This window comes from Bacillus sp. ISL-4, assembly GCF_018613275.1.
In the GTDB taxonomy this organism is placed as follows: domain Bacteria; phylum Bacillota; class Bacilli; order Bacillales; family DSM-1321; genus Peribacillus; species Peribacillus simplex_E.
This window is the reverse complement of record NZ_JAGGQN010000020.1, coordinates 174020-200076: the sequence shown is the minus strand read 5'-3', so window position 1 is coordinate 200076 and position 26057 is coordinate 174020. Positions and strand designations below refer to the sequence as shown.

At 38.8% G+C, this 26057-nt stretch carries 21 protein-coding genes, 1 pseudogene and 1 riboswitch; of the genes and pseudogenes, 18 read left to right on the top strand and 4 right to left on the bottom strand.

The window, feature by feature from the left end; genetic code table 11:
• The first annotated feature begins 81 nt into the window (after positions 1-81).
• The 4 genes and pseudogenes from J7J00_RS16530 (at position 82) to J7J00_RS16515 (ending at position 3568) form a co-directional block, all read left to right on the top strand.
• A complete protein-coding gene (locus tag J7J00_RS16530; RefSeq protein WP_214792261.1) occupies positions 82-420 on the top strand; it encodes a DUF1360 domain-containing protein in 339 nt (112 codons plus the stop codon).
• 720 nt (positions 421-1140) lie between these two features.
• Positions 1141-2059, top strand: a pseudogene (locus J7J00_RS16525) (NAD(P)-dependent alcohol dehydrogenase).
• A 231-nt stretch (positions 2060-2290) separates the two neighbouring features.
• Positions 2291-2827: a GNAT family N-acetyltransferase gene (locus J7J00_RS16520; RefSeq protein WP_214792259.1), complete on the top strand. Its 537-nt coding sequence runs from the start codon at positions 2291-2293 to the stop codon at positions 2825-2827.
• A 180-nt stretch (positions 2828-3007) separates the two neighbouring features.
• Positions 3008-3568, top strand: coding sequence for an HPP family protein (locus tag J7J00_RS16515; RefSeq protein WP_214792257.1), 561 nt, complete (start codon positions 3008-3010; stop codon positions 3566-3568).
• A gap of 465 nt (positions 3569-4033) precedes the next feature.
• Here J7J00_RS16515 and J7J00_RS16510 read toward each other — a convergent pair whose 3' ends face one another.
• The gene (locus J7J00_RS16510; RefSeq protein WP_214792361.1) at positions 4034-4948 is read right to left on the bottom strand and encodes a DMT family transporter; all 915 of its coding nucleotides are present in this window, start codon (positions 4946-4948) and stop codon (positions 4034-4036) included.
• Between the two features lie 253 nt (positions 4949-5201).
• Here J7J00_RS16510 and J7J00_RS16505 point away from each other — a divergent pair, with 253 nt between their 5' ends.
• Entirely contained in the window at positions 5202-5672 is a 471-nt protein-coding gene (locus tag J7J00_RS16505; RefSeq protein WP_098369458.1) for an Lrp/AsnC family transcriptional regulator, read from the top strand.
• 600 nt (positions 5673-6272) lie between these two features.
• On the opposite strand, the gene dapA is transcribed toward J7J00_RS16505, so the two are convergent.
• The 3 genes from dapA to J7J00_RS16490 all read right to left on the bottom strand — a co-directional run bounded on the left by dapA (position 6273) and on the right by J7J00_RS16490 (position 8803).
• The gene (gene dapA / locus J7J00_RS16500; protein ID WP_214792255.1) at positions 6273-7169 is read right to left on the bottom strand and encodes a 4-hydroxy-tetrahydrodipicolinate synthase; all 897 of its coding nucleotides are present in this window, start codon (positions 7167-7169) and stop codon (positions 6273-6275) included.
• Between the two features lie 133 nt (positions 7170-7302).
• A riboswitch (Lysine riboswitch) is annotated at positions 7303-7481 on the bottom strand.
• A gap of 480 nt (positions 7482-7961) precedes the next feature.
• The gene (locus J7J00_RS16495; protein ID WP_214792253.1) at positions 7962-8267 is read right to left on the bottom strand and encodes an MFS transporter; all 306 of its coding nucleotides are present in this window, start codon (positions 8265-8267) and stop codon (positions 7962-7964) included.
• Between the two features lie 377 nt (positions 8268-8644).
• A complete protein-coding gene (locus J7J00_RS16490) occupies positions 8645-8803 on the bottom strand; it encodes a hypothetical protein (RefSeq protein ID WP_214792251.1) in 159 nt (52 codons plus the stop codon).
• 431 nt (positions 8804-9234) lie between these two features.
• Here J7J00_RS16490 and J7J00_RS16485 point away from each other — a divergent pair, with 431 nt between their 5' ends.
• From J7J00_RS16485 to dgoD, 13 genes are all read left to right on the top strand, one after another.
• Positions 9235-11496: a metallophosphoesterase gene (locus J7J00_RS16485; protein ID WP_214792249.1), complete on the top strand. Its 2262-nt coding sequence runs from the start codon at positions 9235-9237 to the stop codon at positions 11494-11496.
• Between the two features lie 1067 nt (positions 11497-12563).
• Complete coding sequence (locus tag J7J00_RS16480; RefSeq protein WP_214792247.1) at positions 12564-13592, top strand: TRAP transporter substrate-binding protein; 1029 nt, start codon at positions 12564-12566, stop codon at positions 13590-13592.
• Positions 13593-13649: 57 nt separating this feature from the next.
• On the top strand, positions 13650-14201 hold the full coding sequence (locus J7J00_RS16475) for a TRAP transporter small permease (RefSeq protein WP_309487183.1): 552 nt from the start codon (positions 13650-13652) through the stop codon (positions 14199-14201).
• Positions 14198-15475 (top strand): TRAP transporter large permease, encoded by a 1278-nt coding sequence (locus tag J7J00_RS16470; RefSeq protein WP_214792245.1) that lies wholly within the window; start codon positions 14198-14200, stop codon positions 15473-15475. Before J7J00_RS16475 ends, J7J00_RS16470 begins: the two co-directional genes overlap by 4 nt.
• A 65-nt stretch (positions 15476-15540) precedes the next feature.
• Positions 15541-16581, top strand: coding sequence for a TRAP transporter substrate-binding protein (locus tag J7J00_RS16465; protein WP_214792243.1), 1041 nt, complete (start codon positions 15541-15543; stop codon positions 16579-16581).
• 24 nt (positions 16582-16605) lie between these two features.
• Positions 16606-17856, top strand: a complete 1251-nt coding sequence (locus tag J7J00_RS16460) for a nickel pincer cofactor-dependent isomerase, group 22 (RefSeq protein WP_214792241.1) — start codon at positions 16606-16608, stop codon at positions 17854-17856.
• A gap of 64 nt (positions 17857-17920) precedes the next feature.
• Entirely contained in the window at positions 17921-20125 is a 2205-nt protein-coding gene (locus tag J7J00_RS16455) for a dihydroxy-acid dehydratase domain-containing protein (protein ID WP_214792238.1), read from the top strand.
• A gap of 60 nt (positions 20126-20185) precedes the next feature.
• Positions 20186-20953, top strand: coding sequence for an IclR family transcriptional regulator (locus J7J00_RS16450; protein WP_214792235.1), 768 nt, complete (start codon positions 20186-20188; stop codon positions 20951-20953).
• Between the two features lie 32 nt (positions 20954-20985).
• Positions 20986-21873 carry a fumarylacetoacetate hydrolase family protein gene (locus J7J00_RS16445; protein WP_214792233.1) on the top strand — a complete coding sequence of 296 codons (888 nt, stop codon included), beginning with the start codon at positions 20986-20988 and terminating at the stop codon, positions 21871-21873.
• An 11-nt stretch (positions 21874-21884) separates the two neighbouring features.
• Positions 21885-22184: a UxaA family hydrolase gene (locus J7J00_RS16440; protein WP_214792231.1), complete on the top strand. Its 300-nt coding sequence runs from the start codon at positions 21885-21887 to the stop codon at positions 22182-22184.
• A gap of 4 nt (positions 22185-22188) precedes the next feature.
• Positions 22189-23346 carry a UxaA family hydrolase gene (locus tag J7J00_RS16435; protein WP_214792355.1) on the top strand — a complete coding sequence of 386 codons (1158 nt, stop codon included), beginning with the start codon at positions 22189-22191 and terminating at the stop codon, positions 23344-23346.
• 22 nt (positions 23347-23368) lie between these two features.
• The gene (gucD, locus tag J7J00_RS16430) at positions 23369-24838 is read left to right on the top strand and encodes an alpha-ketoglutaric semialdehyde dehydrogenase GucD (protein ID WP_214792229.1); all 1470 of its coding nucleotides are present in this window, start codon (positions 23369-23371) and stop codon (positions 24836-24838) included.
• Between the two features lie 70 nt (positions 24839-24908).
• Entirely contained in the window at positions 24909-26057 is a 1149-nt protein-coding gene (gene dgoD, locus J7J00_RS16425; RefSeq protein WP_214792227.1) for a galactonate dehydratase, read from the top strand.

Sequence of the window (26057 nt, the reverse complement as noted above, 5' to 3'; positions counted from 1 at the left end):
ATTTCGGGATTTATAAATGTATATTTATATAATCAAAATTCAAATCATAAAATATTAAAAGAAAGATTAGGAGGTGAATAGGTGTTGGCTATTGAATGGCTTGATTTTATTATATTAATATTGGCTACCTTCCGGTTAACTCATTTAATTGTCTTTGACGAAATCACTTCATTCATCAGAAAACCTTTCTTGACTGCCACCATCCAAGAAAATGCCTCTGGACAACTGGAGGAAATCATTGAAATAAAAGGATCAGGACTTCGTTATTTCATGGGTTCGCTTTTAAGTTGTTATTGGTGTGTAGGGTTCTGGTGTTCCCTTATTACTGTACTTACTTATTATTATTTTCCTGCTGCTTTTCCAATCTTACTGGTCTTAGCTGTGGCGGGAGGTGCTGCTTTTATTGAATCTAAAGTATGAAAGTGCAGTTTCCCTAATCGTGTAGAGGTAGACAATGAAAGCATAATGAACAATTATGTAATTTGATTAGCGGATATAGTTATTCAGACTAATATTGTATGCTGATCATCATAAAAGTGCTTTATAGACAGAGAGGCTTATATTCTTAGGTTAAAGTTTAGTCAGCTTGGTGCAGTGTTGTATATTGATAGCAAGTACAAGGGGCATTAAGTTCTATTGTAAAGCATCAGGGAAGCATACGATTGATTAAAATCCATTCGATACGAATGGATTTTTTTAAAATAATAGGAATTGAAGGGGAATATAAAGTGGAGGAAAACTTCATTAAAAATACTTGTCGGCCGAGATCATTCGGGTGAGGCAATTATTATGTCCTATGATGCCGAAGAAATCTTTAGCCAGTTTGACCCGCTGAAAATAGGCATAAAACCCCTGTTCTTAGAACACAGATTTTCTGCAAAACATGTTTGAATATGGCTTCCCTGAAAACATGTCCCCATAAATATAAAGATTGGTTTAATTCGAACCAAAGTCCAGGAAATGCTCCGGAAGGGACTTATCCGCCAGTTCAAGAATTCCAGTTAACATCATTTTTAGTTTGGATTGTGATTATTTGGTATTTTGGTTATTCTTTATTAAACGGACTGAGCAGGATAGTTAAAGTACAGTTATTGAAGATTCGTAGATATTAAGGGAATATAACGAATTGGAGGAGGATTAATGAAAGCGATCGTGTACACGTACGGTTCTCCCGCTGTTCTTCAAATGAAAGAGGTAGAAAAGCCTGCTCCTAAGGAAAATGAAATACTGGTAAAATCGGAAGCAGCAATGGTAACAATGGGGGTTATTCGGTCACGGAGCTTTACAGTCCCCCCTCTCTGTTTGGCTGACTGCTAGGATAATAATGGGATTAATGCGTCCCAAGAAATCCATATCGGGCTTGGAGTTATCTGGGGAAGTTGAGTCAGTAGGGAAAAAATGTCAAGTTGTATAAAGCAGGTGACCAGGTTTTTGCAGCTTCCCAAGTGGGATATGGTGCTTATGCCGAGTATAAGTGCTTGCCTGAAGACGGGCCAGTTTCCATTAAACCTATGAATTTATCTTTTGAGGAATCTGCAGCCATTGCAATTGGGGCACGTACAGCATTGTTTTATCTTAGAAAAGCTAACATTCATAGTGGTCAAAAGGTTCTTGTTTATGGTGCTTCAGGAAGTGTTGGAAGTTGTTACAGAGGTTTGCAGTACCGCGAATGTAGAATCTCTTGGAGCCGATAAGGTCATCGATTTCACTTCCAGATTTGGTGAGACCTATGATGTTATTTTTGAAGCGGTAAACAAGTGTCCGTTTTCAGCTTGTATGAAATCGCTAAAGAAGGACGGAACCCACCGTACCGGTACCCGGTGTTCGAATGCTATGGACTAAATTGACAACCATCAAGAAGCTGATATTGAGTCAAAATTCACTGTAAACCCCCGAAGCTCTAAACTTCCTCAATGAACTTGTTGAAGCTGGGAAGTTAAAAGTGGTCATTGACAGATATTATGCGTTTGAAGAAATAGTTCAAGCCCATACATATGTAGAGAAAGGACACAAGAAGGGAAATGTCGTAATAACTATGGAGCATTACAGCGAATCCTAATAAATGATACAAGATAATAAACAAGCTCTTATAAAGCTAAAGGGTGCGTTCTAATTATAAGGTTAGCCGGTTTATACTGGGTTGACCTTTTTTAAAAATGGAAGTCTGATATATCAGTAGTCAGGGTATTACTTACGGGTGTTGCGCCACAAATTTATTGAGGAGAGGCCCTGATTGGAAAGGCGATGATTTATTAAGAGGAATCTAATTTTAAGCAAAGGGAGTGGAAAAATGTTTCCTATATTAGAAACTGAACGGTTGATCTTGAGAGAATTGGTGGAAGGTGATGCATTAGAAATATTAAAATGCTTTTCTAATCCAGAGGTATTACGATATTATGGGCAAACTCCATTAACAAATACAGATCAGGTGAAGCAAATCATTAGGAATTTTTCAAAGTATTTCGATGAAAAACGAGGTATTAAATGGGGAATTGAATTGAAAGGGAAGGATGGAATCATTGGGACAATTGGATTTCAAGAATGGTCTCATGAACATAAAAGAGCAGAACTAAGCTATGCACTTTTCCCAAATGAATGGGGTAACGGTTATGCAACAGAATCTGTCAGTAAGGTGATTTCTTATGGTTTTAAAGAGCTTGACCTAACGCGTATTGGAGCTATTGTTTTTATTGAAAATAAAGCATCCAATAAGTTGTTGACAAATTTAGGTTTCAAAAAAGAAGGGATATTGAGAAATTATATGTACCAGAATGATGTTTCATTTGATACCAATCTATACTCTTTAATAACGGCATATCCTCAATAAAATAACAAACTATAATGAAAGCTTCACAGACTAAGGGGTAATTGTTAACTGTTTTATGGGAATCAAAAATGAAAATTCAGATATATATTTAAAAATTCATTGTTTTCCTGTAAGATAACAATATATAAAAAACCTGTCGACTTGTCGACTTACTTAGAAAACGTGAGGAAAACATAAATTATGGAATTCGAAAAAAGTCTTGAAAAAAGTTGGAGTAATCAACAAAACGCTGGTTTAACAGCATATTTAAAGAAAATGAAGGGCGAAGCTAGAGAAAAAGACAGAATTGATTATATGGATTCCTTTGTTTCAGCTATAGGTGGACTCATTGCTATTATCATTATTAGTTTTATAGCTGTCTATTTAGGATATCCTATGGCATTAGCTCCTCTTGGGGCGAGCTGTGTTATTGTTTTTGGTGCGCATAAAAGTCTCTTGTCACAACCCCGTAATGTTATTGGAGGACATATAATCTCTACAACTTCAGCCCTTATCATTTGGAGCATCTTTGGTAAAAGCCTATTCATTATCGGTCTGGTACTGGCTATTGTATTAATTATAATGACTTTTACCAAAACCGTTCACCCACCCGCAGCGGCTAGTGCACTCGTTTCGATCAATTCTCAAGTTGGTTGGGGATTCCTGATTCCGATTGTAATAGGTACCTTATTATTAGTTTTTATATCGATGATTTATAATAACTTATTTCAAACTAGACAGTATCCAAAACACTGGTTATGAAAAACCTATTTCATATACTGTATATGTGACTGTTTTATAGCTCCCCGCTTATTGTAATGACTACTTTACTTCAATAAGCGGGGAGCTGTGGCTTTTCTTACTAATAGAATTAAAAACCTTACTTACCATCATATTACATGGAAAATAGCGTTTGATAATGATTTGCTAAAGCTTGATGGGCAGTGGTAAAATCCCAGTAAAAAAGGTGAATGTTCATGTCTGAACCAGTAATAGAAGATTCTTAGCAAATCAGTTTGCAAAATATTCGCCATCACTCACAGCATATCCATTTAGGAATTGAAATTCTTTTCGTTGGACGGAATGACTGATCACATGTGTTGGCCGTTCTCCTGAAAATTTAAAGTTTTTGAACAAACAAGCCTGTATCTACCTTGGATCAGGCTTTTATGTATATATAGAAAATTAATCACGAGAGATATTACGTTTATAGACTTTGAATAAAAATCATGCTTGAATCTGCGATTGTCTAGAATTCTTTTTGAAAATCACCTTCGTTTTAAAATGTGAGAACAAATAACAGCCTATAATCACAATACCACTGCCAATTCCTTGTACCCACGTCATTTTTTCACCTAATAATAGAAAGGCTAAAATTGCAGTGAAAATAGGATTAAAATTCAAGAAAATACCTGAAGTTGTTGTACCTAATTTTTGTACACCAATGTTCCAAAGTACCATACATGCTACAGTTGAGATAACGCCTGTATATAAAATAGATTGGATGAAAGAAGTATTTATATTAGTCACTGTAAAATTAGAAAAATTAAACGGAAGAAGGACTATAAGTCCAAATATACCAGAATATAATGTAGACATCATGGGTGTAGTTGTTATCATGGCCCATTTGCTACAAACGGAATATATTCCCCAAACACATACAGCAGCCATCATATATAAATCACCTGTATTAAATCGTAATGAAAGAAATAGATCAATATTGCCTTTTGAAAGGACAAGTATTACGCCAATAAGCGAAAAAAACATAGAAAACATTTGTAGAATATTAATTCTTTCTTTTAAAAAGAAAAATGAAAAAACAGCGATTGAAATCATGTTTAATGTTGATATTAATCCAACATTCGTGGCGGATGTTTTCTCTAATGCTGCAAATTGTAAAAGGTTAAATAGAACCACACCAGTAATTCCCATCAAAATTAAAGGAAGGATTGCAGTTCGAGGGGGAAATATCTTTCTTTCTTTCCACCATACAATTGGTAAAAGACAACTAATAGCAATGATCCACCTTAAACTCGTCAAAGTTATCGGAGAAGCATGACCGACAAGCGATTTTCCTACGACAAAGTTCCCGCCCCATAATAAACTTGTTAAAAGTAATAACGAAAAATAATAATACTGCATATCTTTTTGCTCCTTTTCATCTTTCACAGTTTAAGTGAAAAAAGATCGAAGCCATTGTGCACAATGACATTTCAATTTTCATAATTAATTACTGCTAATTTTAACATTATAGTTCGTTACTTTATATATTATTTTGTATAATAGAAGAAACTTAAAATAATATTAAAAAATATTACTGATATACAGAATTAAATTAAGTTTTGCTATTGGGATGATACTGTTTTTGGAACAATTGTAAAAGGAGTGACTATAAGTGGAATCTATCGTAAGCAAGGTTCTAGATAATGTTGATATTCAAATTTTAGATTTACTACAAAAGGATGCACAGTTAAGCAACACTGAGCTTGCGAAGCGTGTCAAGTTATCTCCACCAGCTATACATTCAAGGATAAAACGTTTGGAAAATGAAGGATTTATTAATGGACAAGTAGCAATTTTAAACCAGGAGAAGCTAGGTTTTGATTTATTATGTTTTATTTTTATGAGTACGAATATACATCAAGCTGAAAAACTGGAAGTTTTGGAGAAGGCATTAGCTTCTATGTCAGAAGTATTAGAGTGCCATTGTTTAACAGGTGAGTATGATTATCTTTTAAAAGTGGCTAACAAAGATCGGAAGGAATTAGAAATATTTATTAGAAAGCTAAATAAACTAGGCATAACAAGAATTCAAACTAGCCTAGCTCTCAGAGAAATTAAATATTCAACAGTTTTACCCATATAGAAAAAAAGTCCCGTTCGTAAAAGTACACTTTTACGAACGTTTTTTGATAGAACTAGAGAGAGAAAAGTAGAAGAAGGAGTAAAAAAATGAAGTCCTTAAATTTGGAAACATACAAGTCTGCAGCATGGATCAAAAGGAAGGACCGCAACTTCAGGCCATGAGATAAAAGGGGTTGGATAAAAAAACTTGTCAAAAAAAATAGCCTTTGCAAAAAGAGAACATAGGTTATTTATTCATGGTCAAGTTATATGAGTAGATATAAATCCATTTCTAAGTTGAACTATAATGTTCTCTCTAAATTTTGAACGTCTTTTGATTTTGTTAAGGAGCGATTATAGATTGGATACTAAGGAACGACTCTGTCTTTCAATAATTACATATCAACATCACTAGAAATACTAAGCTTATGATCAATCCCCGATAAAATCATTGCTCTTATAAAATCATTATATGCTCAACTAGTTTAAGCACTGAGCCGTGCATCGATTAAAAAGCAGTACACTTCTTTCGGAGGGCACTGCTTTTTTAAATTTCTCCCGTTTATTATGATTTTTTAATCAGAAAATCGGTATTGAAGACTCGCTTAATGAATCATAAAGTTTATTTACTTAACAAAATTGCTTCTGCGTTACTCGGTTGAAGAGCTATTTGTAGTGCTCTTTTTTCTTCATGGTTTAAAGGGACCAATGGTAAGCGGACACCTCCAACATTTAACCCCCGCATATTTAATGCTGATTTTACCGGTGTTGGGTTTGGAGCAGCAAATAATGCTTTCATAATTGGAAGAAGGTTACGATGTGCAGTGGCAGCACCTTGGGCATCACCATTTTTAAAGCTATTGATCATTTCTTGCATTTCATTACCAATTATGTGTGAAGCTACCGAAACAATGCCTGTTCCACCGATGGCTAAAACCGGTAATGTTAACCCATCATCGCCGCTGTACAATGTAAAATCGCTAGTTGTTTTGCTGATGATTTGTGCCATGGCATCTAAGTCACCACTTGCTTCTTTTACTGCCACGATATTGTTGATTTTTGAGAGGCTAACAATCGTCTCTACTGACATGTTCACAGCACTTCGTCCTGGGATATTATAAAGCATTACCGGCAATGATGTTGAATGGGCAATAGCACTAAAGTGCTGAAATAATCCTTCTTGAGAAGGCTTGTTATAGTATGGGGTAACGAGCATGATTCCGTCGACTCCTGCTGCCTCTGCTTGTTTTGTTAAGCTGATGGAAGCCTTCGTGTTATTTGAGCCAGTTCCAGCTATGACTGGAACTCTTCCATCAACAACTTCTACAACAATTTTGAATAAATCGACTTTCTCTTCTGCAGTTAATGTAGGAGACTCTCCAGTTGTACCAGCTATTACTAATCCATCAGAACCATTAGCAATTAAATAATCTACTAAAGTTCTCGTAGCATTAAAATCAACCTCATCATTATGATTAAACGGGGTAACCATTGCGGTTAAAACTTGGCCAAAATTCATAACTTCACACCCTTTTGTATAATTTTTTAAAAATTCAGAGGTGGATAGGGCCATTCAGGAGTAAACGCAAAAAAGCAACAACGAGGATTCGCTGCTGCAGTAGAAACAATATTTATCAAAAAAATGTTTCAGCGCATTAGATAGCCCTCCATATAGTTTCCTATATGACAGTCCTGCATTTATTCAATAGCAGAACCAGCTTCAAGAACATGAGATTCTTTCCGCTTCGGCAAATTCCCCTTTCCACAATAGTCATAGGATCTCATTCTCCTCAAAATGTGTACTAATGGTCTTTGCTCCTCTATCCTCACTTCAAAAAGTATGAAGTAAGAAAATATTTAATTGACTGTAATATAACAAGGAATCCTTTTTATTGCAAGGCCAATTTAAAATATTTTTTTAGAATACATGGATAACCATGGGGATGAATACGGTATAGGGGCGGATTCTTCTTTTTTAGTATTATGTAATCTCAGCATTAATAGTTTATAAAACAAACTGTATGAAAAGTTTCACTCTTTTATAGTCAGTTTTACAATTGATATATCTTATAGAAAATTAGTATTTATCTTATGAATACTTAGAATAATGATCAAGGTGGGGAGGACAACATGATAAATATAAAATTAACAAAGGAAAGAAAAGATATGAAAATCCGTGACGTTTGGGAAGCAAGAAAACGGATCGCTTCAATGTAAGGAGGACTCCATTGATTCATTTATTCTATCAAAATTGAAAAGGATGGCCATTGCTTACATCAAGCTAATGTTAACAACCTATCCAAAGATAAAATTATCTGTCGTCCAATAAAAACTGATCCGAAACAATTGCTTGCACGAGGAAAACAAACCGGAGGCTTTCGATAGCATTGTAGCTGGCAATTTTACCAGCGAGTATGTTGTTGAAATTGGAAGTAAATCCGTAGCCAAACAAGATCAAACTGATTGCTTTCATTCCTTTCAGGATTGGAACGAGATACTTATAAACAGCATACGTCGTTCCAAATCCATGAGATGGAATGATAAAAGCCATTAAGATTCGAGGGATTGTTAACAAAGAAAATTGATCAGGCATTGAACGGCGAAATGTACCGTCCATAGCAGGCAAAAGGAGAAAAGATGTCAAAAAACGCAATTCCACCGAGAAAAGTCGTTAACAGGAAGTTTGCATTAATAACGACCAGTGTTCGCAGAAATAATGAGAGCCCCGCTTGAAGAATAAATACCTGCTTTGGCCAAAGCATTATACGGATCTAAATTCCATAATTGTGCCGTATAGCAGGACGTCTGACCTTTCATTATCCATCCGTTTCCACCGGAACTAGCACAACTTGTAAATGCTCTCTTGGTCGTGCCATTATAACTTGTCAACCCAAACATTTGCATAATAATCGTAAGGAGCAGACGAATAATACTTTAAGTAACCCCACGCCGTATGACAATAAGCACTTCCTTTTAGCTGAACATATCCAATTTTCACACCGTTTTTATAAATATATTCCGTTTCATAAGTGATTGGGATTTAGAAACACAACCTGTCGAATAAGGGTTTGTATTATCGTAAGACAAGGCAAATGCTTTATTCATTGGTGCAATCGCAAAAAACAGTCCAAAGACAAGCGTTATTACCATCACAATATTTAATAATTTTTTTATAATAACCTCTCTCCTTTCCTTCTTCTAGACTTTACCATATGAAAATTGGTTTTTTTATGTACTGTGGAATAATTTACCATTTGTATAAATATTACCATTTTACGAGTAACTACGTAGTTAAGGGATAGTTCCCCATTCCCAGCAAGCAAAGGCAAATCATTACCACAAGCGAAAAATTATCTTAAGTTTTCCTTCAGAATCAATTTAAGTGAACGGAAGGACTATTGGCCATAGGTATTTTTTGATTTTTTAATATTTAAATTACACTGAGCCAATATTTTATTAATAATGTAAAGTTACTATTTTAATTGGTAAACCACATAAAAATTTAAAAACGAGGAGGATATTTGTCTTTTTGCAAAATACTTACATTATTAAAGCGGCTAAACGATAAATAGGGGGAATTGATTTTGAAAGCGAAAAATAAATTTGCTGCAATGCTGACAGTTGTAACGGTAGGATTAACAACTTCTTTATCAAATGTACAAGCATTCTCGGAATCTTCAAATTCAGATAATAAACGTAAACCCGAGCTCGTTTTTCCTGTAATCAGTGATGTACATATAGATGATGGATCAAGTGATGATATGAACAAGTTTAGAAAAGCCATGGATCAATTAAACAAAGCTGCGCCTAAACAGGATGCTTTTGTTGTCGTTGGGGATTTAACGGACTATGGATACGCTACTGAATATGATAAGTTCTTCTCCATTTATAATGAGAAGAAACAAGGCGATGTCCAATCCATGTTTACAATGGGAAACCATGATTATTGGAATGGACTTTCAGTAGAAAAAGCACAAGATCGTTTTCTCGAGAAAACAGGAATGGATTCTCTTTACTATCATAAAAAAGTAAATGGATATGATTTTATTACGTTAAGTCCGGAAAATGGCAATACGCATGGTTTATATTCTGTTAATCAAATTAACTGGTTAGGCGAAAAGTTAGCTGCAGCAGAAAAAGAGAATCCGGATCAACCAATCTTTGTTTTTCTTCATCAACACATTAAAGACACTGTGTATGGAAGTGACTTATGGGGAACTCAGGAAAATAAAGAACTTTTATATGATACATTAAAGAAACATCCACAGGTTATTACATTTTCAGGCCATTCTCATTATCCACTTGAAGACCCTAGAACGATTCATCAAAAAGACTTTACGTCTGTTGGCACGTCTTCTGTAAGTTACTTGGAATTAGAGCCGGGCAAACTTCAAGGGTTTCATCCAGAAGGATATCAGGATATTAGTCAAGGTATGATTGTAGAAGTTTATAATAATGAAGTTGTCCTTAAAAAACGGGACTTTCATAAAGACGATTGGACAGGAAAACCATGGGTAATCAAAAATCCTTCTAAAAAAAGGAACTTTAAATATACAGACGATCGAGATCAGTTACCACCGGTTTTTGCAGGTAAAGACAAGGCATCGATTGTAAAAGAAAAATCGACACTAAAAAGTTTAAATATTACATTTCCACAGGCAAAAGATAACATGCTCGTACATTCTTATCACATTACAGCCAAAAACAAGGAAACAGGGGAGTTAGACGCAGACTTCACCGCATTTTCTGAATTCTATATTGATCCTGTTCCAAAGAATTTAGAGTTCCCTGTAGCTGGTCTTAAGCCAGGTACGGATTATGAAATTATGGTACAAGCACTAGATTCATTTAACAATAGCAGTAAAAAGGTGTTACTGGCTGAAGGCCAGACAAAAGCCCTGGAAATGGTCGCAGCACATGCTTCTCCTTATTTAGTAACGGCAGGTGAATCGACTACACTCCAAGTGAAGGTGAAAAATTATGGAAATGATAGTGTGAAGGGGAAAATTGAAGTTGATGCACCTGAAGGGTGGAGTGTGGAGCATAATGAACTTGATTATGAGCTTTCGGGAACTGAAGAAAAAATGTTGCCAATTAAAGCTACACCTAGTAAGGAAAGTTCCGGTTCATCAAAATTCACGTTTACTGCTTACGAGGGCGGCCAAATAATTGGCTCCAAGAATATAAATGTATTCGTAAACATGTTGCTTGGAGAAAGTTTTGACCAATTAGAGTCTGCATTAAAGCCAGCAGTGAATGAAAACATTCCAAGTTCTATTCTCGGTTGGAGCCATGCAGCCCCTAACGGCTGGTCGGTTACAAATAGCTCAAATATGCCAGCAGGTACAATGGAGTGGCAAGGTTGGAGCTTTACAACAAAGGATTTTTGGACAAAAGCAGAAGACCAAGATCGTAACAAATTTGAGCTTGGTCAAGGTGTTATAGCTGTAGCGGATCCTGATGAATGGGATGATAACGGTTCACCATCATCAAAAGGTTTTTTTGATAGTACATTAACTTCACCTTCTGTAAAAGTTGATGGTGCAAAAGATCTGTACTTAGGATTTGCATCCCATTATAAACAAGAAGGAACACAAACAGCTGAAGTAACTGCTGTCTTTGATAATGGGGAAAAACAACAAGTTCTCGTTTATGACAATAAAGCTGCTTCCGATAATAAAAATGGACATGTTTTGAATAAGTATGAAGTTAAATCGATTAAGGTTCCTGAAGATGCTTCTTCGATGACAGTACATTGGAGAATGTATAATGCGAAAAATAATTGGTTTTGGTCGATAGACGATATTAGATTGGATGACCAAATGATCGTTTCACCATCTGAATGAGAAGAACAGGTGAACTTTTCTTAAAATTTGTATTAGTAAAAAGCGGACTTTCCTTAAGGGATAAGTTCGCTTTTTCTTTATTTATAATGGTTTATCACTCATTTATTTCGTATCTTTGTTAAGATAATACATCAAAATGAAGGTATAGTTATTAATTTATAAATCATTGAAGTGCGGCTTTTTTTAACTCTTGGATAATTTATAAACCATTCAATTATTATAAAGGGAGGATGAAAATCAATATTTTAACAAATCAAATCTTCGGGTGGAGTTTTTATTCCTTTAGTCTTTAAACTATTGGTAAGAGAGGTTCATAATGAAAAGATCTCAATATTAATAGTGAATTGTAATTTTTCAAAAGAGAAAATAAGATATAAACCTATAAAAATGGAATATATCTTTTGAAGGTAGTGGACGGGTTAATAAACTTACTAACAAGGAAAAAAAATTAAACAGTCAATACCACTTTGATAAAGCTCAAGTTCAAATAAAAAAAATAAATTCTTAAAGACAGATTTTTCATCAGGAAATACAAAATTCCCGACTAAAAGTTCAATTAAAAAGAGTAAGGGAATGTATTTTTAAGAAAACCTGGTTTTGTATGATTTTCAATCCTATAAATATCCTAGTATAGAAAAAAAAAAATTTTCTTTTCCGTTCTCATTCTATAAATCTTGACTGGAAGGATGAAATTATTACATGTTATACCTCTAAATATTAATTAGTGAAATAGAGGATTTGTTAAATTGTTATAAAATTCAAAAAATGGTTTGACATTAGTAAAAATGGAAGCTTATAATCAACGTAAGATTTCAAATTCAAAAACCGAGTTTTATATTATAGAACAAATTAACCCTTCATTTTATTAAAAGTAATCGTTTAAAAAGTCATGAATCAACTTGAAAAATGTAATTAGAGGTGAAGTGTTTTCCTTACTCCGAATAAAACAAAAACGGAGTTTTATATTATAAAACAAATTAATTTTGGCTTATACAAGGGTGAGGAGAAATTATTAAGATCAGTCATAAATGATAACGCTTACAAAAAAACTTTAGGGAGGGTTTTTATTGAAAAAAAGAAAGTTTTTTGTATTCTCGACAAGCTTAACTCTTGCAACGGCATTACTTTTATCAGGATGTGGTGGAGGTGAGGGAGAAAAGACCAGTGGATCTGGAGTTGAAAAGAAAACAATTAAAGTGGCAAATTATTTTGCTGAAAACCACCCTCAAAACATTGCCTTGAGAGAAAAATTTAAAAAAATGGTAGAAAAAGAGAGTAACGGTGAACTAGAGGTTCGGATTTATGCGAACAGTACATTAGGTGCAGAAAAAGAATTTTATGACGGCGTCAGAAACGGAACGATTGAAATGGGTGTTCCAGGACTAATTATGCAGTCGGACATTCCGAAAATGGGTGTTCCGGAATGGCCCTTCCTATTTAGAGATTACGATCATGTAAAGAAGGTATTGAATGGACCTATTGGAGAAGAATTGACAGAAGAGCTTGATCCAAAACATGGAGTGACTCCGCTCGCATGGAGTGCAAATGGATTTAGGATGTTTTCGAGTAATCGTCCAATTAAGAGTATGAAAGATTTTGATGGACTTCGACTCAGAATGCCGAACATTCCGAATTACATAAAATTAGGTGAATCATTGGGGGCGAACGTTAGCCCATTACCTATTTCAGAAGTTTTTACCGCACTTGAACAAAAGGTGGTTGATGCTCAAGATAATCCCATTGCCACGCTGAGATCCTCGGGGTGGAATGAAGTTCAAAGTGATGTATTAGAATCCAAGCATATGTTCAGCCCCAATATTTACATTATTAATAGCAAATTCTATAAAGGGCTAACAAAGGAGCAACAAAAAATCATACAAAAAGCAGCAAAAGAGTCGGCAGCATATGAGTTTGAATTGATGGAAAAAAGTTATGAAGATGACAAAGCATATCTTAAGGATAATGGAATCAAATTCACTACGCCTGACGAAGACTTTTTAGAAAAAATGTTAAAAGCATCTCAACCTGTTTATGATGACGTCTTTAAGGAAAATGACTGGGCGGAGGAGCTCGTCGGAAAAATAAAAGCAGAATGAAGCAGGCGCTCTAGATAGGAAGGGGGAGATGTATAGGTGAATAAAATATCCAGAATCTTGGAAAATTCATTGAACATTATTATGGCAGCTGCTTTAGCAATAATGGTCGTACTCGTGTTTGGTAATGTAGTTCTTCGTTATTTCTTTAATTCAGGAATTACTTGGTCAGAAGAAATGTCAAGGTATCTCTTTATTTGGTTGACGTTCCTCGGCGCCATCGGAGCTTTCAAAAACAAAGAACACTTAGGTGTCGACATGGTCATTAAACGGCTCCCGAATAAAATGAAAAAAGTGGTACTTGTTATTAGTGATTTGATGATGTTATTCGTTCTTATCTTAATCCTGGATGGAAGTTGGAAAATGACTATGATAAACATTGATAGTGCTGCACCGGCCACTGGAATGCCACTGGCTTTTGTATATGGTACAGGTATTCTTGTAAGTATTTCAATGGGCAGTATGATCATTTTCAATTTGTATCGGATTTTCTTCAATAAAATTAAAGATGAAGAATTGGTGATGATAAGTGAGTCAGAAGAGCTAATTTCCCTCCATGCTGATGATTTTGAGTCAGATATAAGGATAGTTAAGGAGGAGAAGCAGGGATGATAGGTGTATTTGTCGGATCTTTACTGGGAGCCATGGGACTTGGAATACCTATTGCATTTGCCTTACTTGTTAGTAGCGTAGTCCTTATGTACTTTCTTGGTATTTTTGATAGTCAAATTATCGCACAAAACCTAATCAGTGGCGCGGATAACTTTCCTCTAATGGCCATACCGTTCTTTATGCTGGCAGGAGAGGCGATGAATCGGGGCGGTTTATCACGGCGTATCGTTGAGATGGCAATGAATTTGGTTGGCCATATCAAGGGAGGCCTTGGCTATGTTGCGATCATTGCGAGTGTGTTGTTTGCGAGTTTATCAGGATCTGCTGTTGCCGATACGGCAGCGCTTGGGGCTATATTAATTCCAATGATGGTGAAGTCCGGTTATGATGTGAACCGTTCAAGTGGGTTGATTGCATCAGGTGGTATCATTGCCCCGATCATTCCGCCAAGTATTGGCTTTATCATTTTCGGTGTCGCGAGTGGTGTGTCCATTACAAAGCTGTTCATGGCAGGAATCGTTCCAGGTATTTTACTAGCGGTTGGACTTACGGTTACCTGGGCCATTGTTGCACGAAAAGATAATGTCGCCGTTAACCCCCGAGCTTCAACAAAAGAAATACTTACTTCTCTTCGTCAAGGCATTTGGGCTCTATTCCTGCCCGTCATTATCATTGGCGGATTGAAATTCGGTTTATTTACACCTACTGAAGCGGCAGTGGTGGCTGCTGTCTATGCAATATTTGTCGGTCTTGTAATCTATCGCGAAATGAAAGTGAAAGATTTGTATGAGGTCTTTGTTCATGCAGGAAAAATGACGAGTGTTGTCATGTTTCTGGTCGCTGCAGCACTCGTGTCATCCTGGTTGATAACTGTAGCCGATTTACCTCGTCAGGTAATTGGATTGCTGGAACCATTTATGGATCATCCATTCCTTCTATTAATAATGATAAACCTATTGGTTATCGTAGTTGGAACTGCTATGGATATGACACCGACAATCCTTATTCTAACACCTGTCTTGATGCCATTGGTGGTCGCTGCAGGTATTGATCCAGTTTACTTTGGTGTCCTGTTTATCCTGAATAACGCCATCGGTTTACTTACACCACCTGTCGGAACCGTTTTAAATGTCATGTGCGGCATAAGTAAGATCAGTATGGAAGATATCATGAAGGGGATTTGGCCATTCTTGCTCGTTGAAGTGATTGTATTGATCTTGTTGATTTTGTTTCCTTCCTTAGTGCTGGTTCCTCTAGAATGGTTTACCTCCTAAAGGAATTTATCAAGTAATTGGTCTGTATGCTGATATTCATCTTATTTAATAGGAGGAAAAAGAAAATGAATAATTTGTTCAAACGTTTGGCGGTTGGAGTTTTACTGCCTTCATTACTACTATTAAGTGCTTGCGGAAGCGGACAAAATGAAAGCGCCTCAGCTGATGGTATTCAGAAAAGAACAATCAAAGCAGGGATCGGAAATAGTAAAATGCATCCACAAGGAAAAGGAATGGAGAAATTTAAAGAACTGGTTGAAGAAAAAAGCGGGGGGAAAATGAAAGTCCAAAACTTTTTTGATGCCACCCTCGGAGATGATCAGAAAATGACAGAAGCTCTTCAAGGTGGCTTACAGGAAGTAACTGTTCCTTCAACCTCACCACTTGTTGGTATGATTAAGGAATTTGGAATTTATGACTTCCCATTTGTCTTTAATAATGAAGAGGAAGCTTATAAAGTACTTGATGGTGCAGTAGGAAAAAAACTTTTGGATAAATTACCGGAACATGATTTAGTAGGTTTGGGATACTGGGAAAATGGTTTCCGAAACTTAACCAACAGCAAACACCCTGTTAAAACGGCTGAAGATTTCAAAGGGCTTAAACTTCGTACCATGCAAAATGAAGTGCATTTAGATGCATTTTCAAAGTTAGGGGCGAATCCATCGCCGATGGCCTTCTCAGAAGTATTTACTGCATTAGAAACAGGCACTGTTGATGGTCAGGAGAATCCACTCGCAACAATTCAAACGCAAAAATATAATGAAGTGCAAGAATACTTAAGTCTTACAAATCATGTTTATACACCATTTGTATTCCTTGTAAGTAAAAAGTTCTGGGATGACCTATCAGAACAAGAGCAAGAAATCATGAGTGAGGCCGCACAAGAGGCTGGAAAGTATCAACGGGAAGTTAACCAAAAAGAAAATGAAAAAGCCCTTAAGTATCTAAAAGAAGAAGGAATGAAAATCAATGAAGTAGAGCCGGAAGAAAAGGAAAAAATGAAGAAAATCATCCAACCAGTGACGGACGAATATGCTCGAAAATTCGGGCCGGATCTTGTAGAGGAAATGATGAGCGAAGTTGAAAAAGTACGCGGTAAATAATCCAGACTGTTTGGAGGATTGAAAATGGATATTATCTCTGAACTTTTACGTGAAATCCAATTACCGAAAATGGTCAAAGTGAGGCAGAAATTTCGTACACCTCAAATCGCTGATGTAGCTGGTGAGGTGAAGAAGGCGATAAAAGAAGCAGGTGTCTTATCAAGAATAAATGAAGATGACAGGGTGGCAATTGCAGTAGGAAGCAGAGGGGTAGCGGACCTTCCTACTCTAGTAAGAGAAACGGTGGCTGCCGTTAAGGAGGCTGGTGGCAATCCTTTTATAGTCCCTGCAATGGGAAGCCATGGGGGTGCTACAGCGGAAGGACAAATCGATGTGTTGCTTCAGCTGGGTATTTCAGAAGAATCGGTTGGAGCGCCAATAATGTCATCGATGGAAGTTATTCAACTGGATGAATTGCCAAATGGGCTCCCTGTCTATATTGATAAGCTTGCATATGAATCAGATAAAATCATAGTCATTAATCGGATAAAACCACATACGGCATTTCGTGGACCGGTTGAAAGCGGACTAATGAAAATGATTACAATCGGTTTAGGCAAGCAAAAGGGAGCCGAAGCTGCACATGCATACAGCTTTAAGTATATGGCGGAACATGTCCCTGAAATGGCGAAAATTTCCTTAGCGAAAGCTCCTATCATATTTGGTCTTGCGACTATTGAAAATGCCTATGATAAACCAGCGAAAATCGTCGCAGTCCCAGCAGAGGAACTGGAGGAAGTGGAACCGGGACTATTGCTTGAAGCAAAATCATTGATGCCAAAAATCCATTTCGATTCGATCGACGTACTTATTGTAAATGAACTCGGAAAGGATATTTCGGGAGATGGAATGGATCCGAATATCACGGGTAACTTCGCCACTCCATATGCTACCGGGGGGCCAGAGGTTAAACGGACCGTTGTACTTGGACTTACTGAAAAAACTCACGGTAATGCAAACGGCATCGGCATGGCTGATATGACGACGAAGGCCGTCATGAATGAAATTGAGTGGGAAAAAGGCTATGCCAATGCACTCACAAGCACAGTGACAGATGTAGTAAAGCTCCCGATGTTTTTAGATACGCAGGAATTAGCTGTTAAAGCTGCTATCAAAACGTGCAATGCCTTCGATTTGAATAAAGTGAGAGTGGTAAGAATAAAAAATACGCTTGAAATCAGTGAAATTTGGATTTCTGAAAGCATGATGGAAGAAGCTTTAAAAAATAAAAATATAGAGCTCCTTTCAGAACCAGAAGAATTGGCACTAGACTAAAAACCCTCGTTAATATTTTAAGAGAATGTAAGAATTCATTTGAAATCAGAAAAGGAGTGCTGAAATGACACACCTATATCCACTTATTGATAACGAGATAAACCCTTACCGCGATAATGTACAGGGAAAAGCAAATGAACCCATTACGGTTGCGGGTTTGTTGGATCGTTCGAAGCTGACGCTTGGCTCCACATATGAAGGGGGGAAGCCTGATTGGACGCTTGAAGAAATTTATTTGCGGCTCGAGAGGAATGCCCCGCGTATCGCAATTATCGGTGGTTCGTCCGATCATCCGGCCCACATAATGGATTACCAAACGTCGGCACGGGCAGCAATACGCATCTGGCAAAACGGCGGCGTGCCGTTTCATTTCTCGACACCGGTAATGTGTGATGGAACTGCGCAAAACAATCAAGGAATGAGTTACTCTCTCCAGAGCCGAAACGCGGTTGCACAAATGGTTGTCAACCAGCTAGAAGCTCACAGTTATCATGGTGCATTCGTCATTCAAGGGTGTGATAAGCAGCCTCTTGGTGTTGTAAGTGCACTCGCACATGTTGATCGTGTTCGCCGAAACCGTGGTGAAGCCCCCTTTTTCGCAACATTCGCACCTGCTCACGTATTAGAAGGCGGTTCGATTCCAGCTGACGTGATCGAGGAATTGGAAACTCTTGCGAAAAAAGCGGAAAGTAAAGGAGCTAATGATGTAGCCGATGATTTACGAGATACGATGGCATATATATTGCAATGTTCATCGAATACTGCATTTCAGGGCGTGTTTGAAAGGGCGTATGAAAGAGGAATATTGACGAAGGAACAGCATAAATATTTTGAAATGAGACTTGCTGTCGCAACATGTGACGGGCAGGGCGGTGTATGTGCCTTCAATGGTACGGGGAATAGTTCACGTCATTTAGTGGCAGGCATGGGTCTCGTTCATCCAGCCGTGGAGCTGTTAACCGATCCACCAACACAACGCCAGATTAACTCGGTGATTGATAGCTTCGCCGGCATGATAAATGAAGAGCGCTACGGCGTGGCCAACATTGTCGCTGCGAACATAAAAAATGCAATCCGTATTCACAGCGCTTCGGGCGGTTCTACTAACTTAATGATGCATATTGTCGCAGGCATGCTTTATGCAGGATTCAAATTCAGCTTATGGGACCTTGACCGAATTCATCATTCACATCCAATTCCTGACTTATTTGATTACAGTTTGACAGAAGGAAGGGACATTTATTCACTTGCGATGCAGTGTTGCAGCGGGACAAGCAGAGGAATGGAAACACTTTTTTATGAACTTATCGAGAATGGTGTACCAATGGATCAGGATGCGCCGACCGTCGCAGCAAAAACCTGGAAAGAACGTCTTGCGATTACAAGTAGCCTAAAAGCGGTTAATGTAAAGAAAAATCAGGTCATTTTATCCAATCCAAGCCGTGGATTCAGCGGTGTTGATGTTTTAAAAGGAAACTTCTTTGAAAGCGCCGTTGTAAAAATCAGCGGAATGCCGACACCACAGCTTGACCAATTCGATGATAAGCTTGCATTTATCCTTTATTACGAAAATGAAGATGATGCAAATAAAAGCCTGCTCGATTCAAATCTGCTTTCAAAAATAAAAGAGCAAAAGCTTTTCGAACATAATCTATTGCTTGAATCTCTTAAATACAACAATGAGCCGGAATGGTCTCTTCTAAAAACTGCTACATATGGGGAGTTATTTGACAGGATGGTTGAAGAGGGCACATTGAAAATTGCGGTCATTATCTCAGGGCAGGGGCCAGTAGCATTCGGAATGCCGGAAATGTTTACACCAATGCAACACATCAATGCAAATCGTGTTATGAAAAAAATCGCCACAATCATTAGCGACGGCCGCTATTCAGGAGTCACATATGGTGCTGCTATAGGACATATGACACCGGAATCGTATGAAGGCGGCGGCATTGGTTTACTTAAATCAGGGGATGTAATTCACCTTCAGCTTCGTGATCGACGGATTGATTTTGTGAATGCTACTCAACTTCATTCAGGAAAGGTTGTTCATGAATTTGCGGATCATTTTAAAGAAGAAAGACAATCATTGGCAGCTGAACGCAAGCAGCGGATGAAAGTTAGACAAAAAATGGTTGCTGCCAGCAACAGGATGTTTGGACATACAGATGCAGCAAATGGTGTTGTCCCAATAGCTGTCATTGAGGATGCGGTACTCGATTATGAACAGGATATTTTACTTCAAGGAAAAAAAGTAGAAATAAAGTGAGGAATGCTCGTCATAAATCCGATAATATAAAGGTAGACAGAATAAAAGGAGTGAGGAACGATGCCTATCATCCAATCGGTGGAGCGTGCCTTGAAAATATTGGATTTATTTGATGAGCGTGAGCGCGCACTAACTATCACAGAGATAAGCAAGCGAATGAATTTACATAAAAGTACGGTTCATTCACTATTAAAAACCTTACAGGAGCATCACTATATTTCACAAGGCGAAGAAAATGGAAAATACTCGCTAGGGTTAAAGCTTTTGGAGAGGGGAAGCGTTGTTGTGACCCATCTCGATTTGCGCAACGTAGCAAGAAAACATCTTGAATGGCTTTCAGCAACAACGAATTTAACGCTGCACCTTGTCATATTAGACGGTCAGGAAGGTGTCTATGTCGATAAAGTGGAGGGCACAGGGGTAACGGTCCTCTATTCCCGTATTGGCCGGCGTGTTCCGATTCATACGAGTGCTGTTGGCAAATCTCTTGTTGCAACCAAAACGGACAGTGAACTGGATTTGCTCTTGGACGGCTATGATTATACGGGTCCTACCGAAAGATCGATTAGATCCAAGGAGCAGTTTTTAGCGGAAATCGAAAAAGCACGCATTAATGGCTATTCAATGGATAATGAAGAAAACGAACCGGGCATTTACTGTCTTGCTGTACCGATAAAAGATTATTCAGGAAAGGTAATCGCTGCAATGAGTGTATCGATGCCTGCTTCGAAAGTAAATGAAGAAACACATGAGTATTATGTACGTCTCTTAAAGGAATGCAGCAGTAAAATTTCGCAGGAGCTCGGTTATGAATATCAAAAAATATAAATGAGGCCTGCCATTTAGGAGGGAACTAAAAAATGAGAATTATTCGCTATGTAAAGGAAAATAAGAAACAACTTGCTGCCGTGACAAACGAAAACAATGTGGTGGACCTTCCATTTACGGATTTTATGTCGTTGATTACAGCGGCACGCCATGATAACAGAACGGCGTTTGACATTGTAAAACAAATTGTCTCCGAAGGGAAAAAGCGGCCATTGGAAGGTCTTCAATTAACAACGCCTATCGATGCACCGGAAGTATGGGCATCTGGCGTTACGTATAAGAAAAGCAAGGAAGCACGTAACTACGAAGCAACACAAGGAAAGCTGGACCGCCAAACTTTCTATGACAAAGTTTATGATGCTGTGCGTCCTGAGATTTTCTTTAAATCGACTGCAGCAAGAACCGTGGGCCCGAATGATCCGGTATACTTGCGTTCTGATTCAAAATGGCAAATTCCGGAGCCGGAGCTTGGTCTTGTCATCGATAAAGAGGGAACGGTACTCGGATATATCGCAGGTAATGACATGAGCTGCCGTGATATTGAAGGTGAAAATCCGCTTTATCTTCCACAGGCAAAAGTATGGAAAAACTCTTGCTCCATTGGACCGGCCATCTTGTTAAAAGAGGCTGTTCCGGATCCATATGAGCTTAAAATCATGTGCCGTATTTATCGAAATGAAGAAAAAGTATTTGAAGGTGAAGCGAAAGTAAACCAACTGAAACGAAAATTGGAAGAGCTTGTCGACTATTTAGTCTTAGATAACACTGTTTTTGACGGATCAGTGTTACTTACAGGTACATGCGTGGTTCCGCCAAATGAATTTACATTGAAAGGCGATGACCGAATCGAAATCGAAATACCAGGGATTGGAGTATTAAACAACCCGGTTATCCAAAGTAAAGCAGTTCAAACAATTTAAGGGGTGACAAAATGGGCGAGTACAAAACACTTTACTTAAGTACGAAAGATAGTGTAGCTGTCGCTTTATCCGAAATCCCTGCAAACACATCGGTCGTTGTGAAGACAGACCTTGAAGAACTTGTCGTACCCATTCTTGAACCGATTCGTTTTGGACATAAGTTCGCAGTCAAAGCCATCGAACAAGGAGCAGACATATTTAAATATGGGGAAGTCATAGGGGCAGCCTCAGCTTTTATTCCCGCTGGTGCACATGTTCATGTACACAATTTAGAAGGTAAAAGAGGAAGGGGTGACAAAATTGCTGAATGAAAAAATGCAGTTTTGGGGCTACCGCCGTCCGGATGGTCGCGTCGGAGTCCGGAATCATGTACTGATTTTGCCAACGATAACATGCGCAACCCAAACTGCACAGCGCGTCACAGAATTGGTGAGCGGAACCGTCACATTCATTCATCAGCATGGCTGTGCGCAAGTGGGCTCTGATTTTGATCAAACGGCCAGAACCTATGCGGGAATGGGGATGAATCCAAATGTATATGGTGTCATAGTACTCGGCCTTGGCTGTGAAACACATCAGGCGCACCGTATTGGAGATGAAATTGCTAAATGCGGTAAACCAGTGGAAACTGTATCGATTCAGGAACATGGCGGCACTCTTCAAACCATTGCCGAAGTAGCTAAAATTGCGGTCAAAATGGTCCAGGATGCCTCAATGGTGCAACGGGAATTATGTGATTTTAGCGAGCTGATTGTCGGCACTGAATGCGGTGGGTCTGATGCATGCTCTGGCTTATCGGCTAACCCGGCAGTCGGACGTACAAGCGATTTGGTTGTTCAGCAGGGGGGAACCGCAATATTAGCGGAAACGACTGAACTTATCGGTGCAGAGCATTTGATCGCTAACCGGGCGGCAAACGACCAGGTAGCCAAAAAAGCTTATGCGGTTATTAAAATGATGGAAGACCGCTCGATTCAAATGGGCGTAGACATCCGCACCGGAAATCCGAGTCCGGGAAACATTGAGGGAGGTCTCAGCTCAATCGAAGAAAAATCACTGGGGGCAGCGACAAAATCAGGCACAACCAGGCTGGAAGAGGTCATTGATTATGCCCAGGTGCCCACAAAAAAAGGGCTCGTATGGATGGATACGCCTGGCCACGACATTGAGCAATTGACGGGTATGGTCGCAGGCGGGGCCCAAATCGTTCTCTTTACAAGTGGAAGAGGGACGCCAACAGGTTCTCCTATAACACCCGTCATAAAAATCTCAACTAATACACCAATGTTTGACAGGATGAATGAAAATATGGATTTAAATGCAGGTACGATTGTTGATGGTTTAGAAACCGTTGATGAGGTGGGAAGTCGCATCATGGAAGAAATTCAACATGTTTCAAACGGAAAACTAACAAAAGCGGAGATCTTAAAGCAGCATGACTTTGGTATTTGGAGAATTGGACCGACATTCTAAAACGAAAAAGGAGCTAAAGATTATGATATCAACTACATTTGCAACGAAGACATATAAAAATTTCATTAATAATGAGTGGGTGGATGCATCTTCTGGAAATACAATCAAAAGCATTAATCCTGCGGACAAAGAACCGGTTGGCTACGTTCAAAGCTCAACCGGAGATGACTTAAACAAGGCTGTAGCTTCTGCGCATAAGGCAAAGAGGGATTGGCGCAGGCTCGGGCAGTCTGCACGTGGGCAAATCCTTTTCAAAACGGCCAATATATTGGAAGAAAATCTAGATGAAATTGCCGAAACCATGACTCGCGAAATGGGTAAAACGTTACCTGAAGCAAAAGGGGAAACGGCACGAGGTGTTGCGATCCTCCGTTACTATGCTGGTGAAGGGATGCGGAAAGACGGCGATGTTATACCATCATCCGATAAAGATGCCCTCATGTTTACAAAACGCTCCCCACTTGGTGTTGTCGGTATAATCACGCCATGGAACTTCCCGGTTGCAATTCCCATCTGGAAAATGGCTCCAGCTCTTGTATATGGCAATACAATCGTATGGAAACCCGCTACGGAAGGGGCCGTTACAGCAGCGAAAGTCATGGAGTGCTTTACCAAAGCAGGCTTCCCTGAGGGTGTTGTGAATTTTATTACCGGTAAAGGATCAATCATTGGCCAGGGGCTCATCGATCATCCGCTTTTAAATGCAATCACATTTACAGGTTCTGAAAGTGTCGGTCAGAGCGTCGCAAAATCAGCTTCCGCCCGCGGCATAAAATATCAGCTTGAAATGGGAGGCAAGAATCCAGTCATCGTGACGAAAGATGCAAACATCGTCCAAGCAGTCGAGGCGGTCATCAACGGTGGATTTCGTTCCTCCGGCCAAAAATGCACAGCTTCTAGCCGTGTTGTTGTTGAATCATCGGTCTATGATGTATTTAAACAAAAACTAGTTGAAGCAGCATCGAAAATAACGGTTGGCAACGGCCTTCAAGAGGGAATTTGGATGGGCCCCTGTGCAAGCGAAAGCCAGTTCAATACGGTGAAAGAGTACATTGAAAAAGGCAAGCAGGAGGGCGCAAAACTTATATATGGCGGGGAGATATTAACTGGTGGGGACTATGATGGGGGCTTTTTCATTACACCAGCGATTTTTGAAGATGTGACGACGGATATGGTGATTGCGCAGGCAGAAATTTTTGGACCAGTTATCGCGCTTATGAAAGCTAGCGATCTAGTCGAAGCGATAGACATGGCAAATAATACGAAATACGGATTGAGTGCTTCAATCTTCACATCAAATATTAGCTCGATTCTGGAATTCATCGATGAAATTGAGGCAGGGCTTGTCCGTATTAACGCAGAAAGTGCGGGCGTAGAGTTGCAAGCCCCATTCGGAGGCATGAAAGCATCGAGCACGGGTTCGCGAGAGCAAGGTGAAGCGGCGAAAGAATTTTATACAGCCATAAAAACGGTTTTTATTAAAGGTTCTTAATAAGAGTAAGAGAGGTTTCCATGTTTGAAAATCTCTCTTTCTTCCAAAAAAAAACAATGCGAGGTGCTTGATGAAAATCATAAAAATTTCTTTATACAAAGTTCCACCCCGCTGGCTGTTTTTAAAAATCGATACGGATGAGGGCATTTCCGGCTGGGGAGAGCCTGTCGTGGAAGGGCGTGCTGAAACGGTTAAAGCAGCAGTTAACGAATTGACCGATTATTTGATCGGGAGAAATCCGAACGACATTGAAGACATCTGGCAAACACTTTATCGAGGTGGATTTTACCGTGGGGGGCCAATTTTAATGAGTGCCATTTCTGGCATTGAGCAGGCACTATGGGATATAAAAGGAAAATACTTCAATATTCCTGTATACCAAATGCTCGGCGGTAAAGCTCGCCAAAAAATTAAAGTGTACTCATGGGTCGGAGGAGATCGACCAGTGGATGTCGTTGCTGCTGCAATCGAAAAACAGAAAGAGGGCTTCCTTGCTGTCAAAATGAACGCATCAGAAGAAATGAATTACATAGATAGCTTTTCGAAAGTAGAGGCGGTCATCGAACGCGTTGCTTCAATTAGGGAAGCGGTTGGCAAAGACTTTGGCATTGGTGTGGATTTTCATGGAAGGATTCATAAAACGATGGCAAAGGCGATTGTGAAAGAACTTGAACCGTACCATCCAATGTTCATTGAAGAGCCGGTGCTTCCGGAAAATAATGAAGCACTTCGTGAGATTGCCTGGCATACTACGTGCCCGATTGCGACGGGTGAAAGGATGTATACACGCTGGGGCTTTAAGCAGCTTCTTCAAGATGGTTATGTCGATATTATTCAGCCGGATCTATCCCACACAGGTGGTATTTTAGAAGGGAAAAAAATTGCCGCGATGGCAGAAGCCTATGATGTAGCGATCGCTCCGCACTGCCCGCTCGGTCCGATGACTCTCGCTTCATCAATTCATTTGGACGCAACGACACCGAATTTCATTATTCAAGAGCAAAGCCTTGGTATTCATTACAACGAAGGCGTGGACATTCTCGATTATATGAAAAATCCAGAATTATTCGACTATGAAAATGGTTATGTGAACATTCCGGATAAACCGGGTCTTGGGGTGGAAATCGATGAGGAAAAAGTGAAGCAGGCAGCAGAAACCGGACATGATTGGAAAAACCCCATTTGGCGTAATGAAGACGGGAGCATCGCTGAATGGTAA

Bases quoted from the DNA above. Each gene is read 5' to 3' on its own strand.
- J7J00_RS16520 (WP_214792259.1), top strand. From the start codon at position 2,291: ATGTTTCCTATATTAGAAACTGAACGGTTGATCTTGAGAGAATTGGTG.
- J7J00_RS16515 (WP_214792257.1), top strand. From the start codon at position 3,008: ATGGAATTCGAAAAAAGTCTTGAAAAAAGTTGGAGTAATCAACAAAAC.
- J7J00_RS16510 (WP_214792361.1), bottom strand. From the start codon at position 4,948: ATGCAGTATTATTATTTTTCGTTATTACTTTTAACAAGTTTATTATGG.
- dapA (WP_214792255.1), bottom strand. From the start codon at position 7,169: ATGAATTTTGGCCAAGTTTTAACCGCAATGGTTACCCCGTTTAATCAT.
- J7J00_RS16495 (WP_214792253.1), bottom strand. From the start codon at position 8,267: ATGGACGGTACATTTCGCCGTTCAATGCCTGATCAATTTTCTTTGTTA.
- J7J00_RS16470 (WP_214792245.1), top strand. From the start codon at position 14,198: ATGATAGGTGTATTTGTCGGATCTTTACTGGGAGCCATGGGACTTGGA.
- J7J00_RS16465 (WP_214792243.1), top strand. From the start codon at position 15,541: ATGAATAATTTGTTCAAACGTTTGGCGGTTGGAGTTTTACTGCCTTCA.
- J7J00_RS16460 (WP_214792241.1), top strand. From the start codon at position 16,606: ATGGATATTATCTCTGAACTTTTACGTGAAATCCAATTACCGAAAATG.
- J7J00_RS16455 (WP_214792238.1), top strand. From the start codon at position 17,921: ATGACACACCTATATCCACTTATTGATAACGAGATAAACCCTTACCGC.
- J7J00_RS16450 (WP_214792235.1), top strand. From the start codon at position 20,186: ATGCCTATCATCCAATCGGTGGAGCGTGCCTTGAAAATATTGGATTTA.
- J7J00_RS16445 (WP_214792233.1), top strand. From the start codon at position 20,986: ATGAGAATTATTCGCTATGTAAAGGAAAATAAGAAACAACTTGCTGCC.
- J7J00_RS16440 (WP_214792231.1), top strand. From the start codon at position 21,885: ATGGGCGAGTACAAAACACTTTACTTAAGTACGAAAGATAGTGTAGCT.
- J7J00_RS16435 (WP_214792355.1), top strand. From the start codon at position 22,189: ATGCAGTTTTGGGGCTACCGCCGTCCGGATGGTCGCGTCGGAGTCCGG.
- gucD (WP_214792229.1), top strand. From the start codon at position 23,369: ATGATATCAACTACATTTGCAACGAAGACATATAAAAATTTCATTAAT.
- dgoD (WP_214792227.1), top strand. From the start codon at position 24,909: ATGAAAATCATAAAAATTTCTTTATACAAAGTTCCACCCCGCTGGCTG.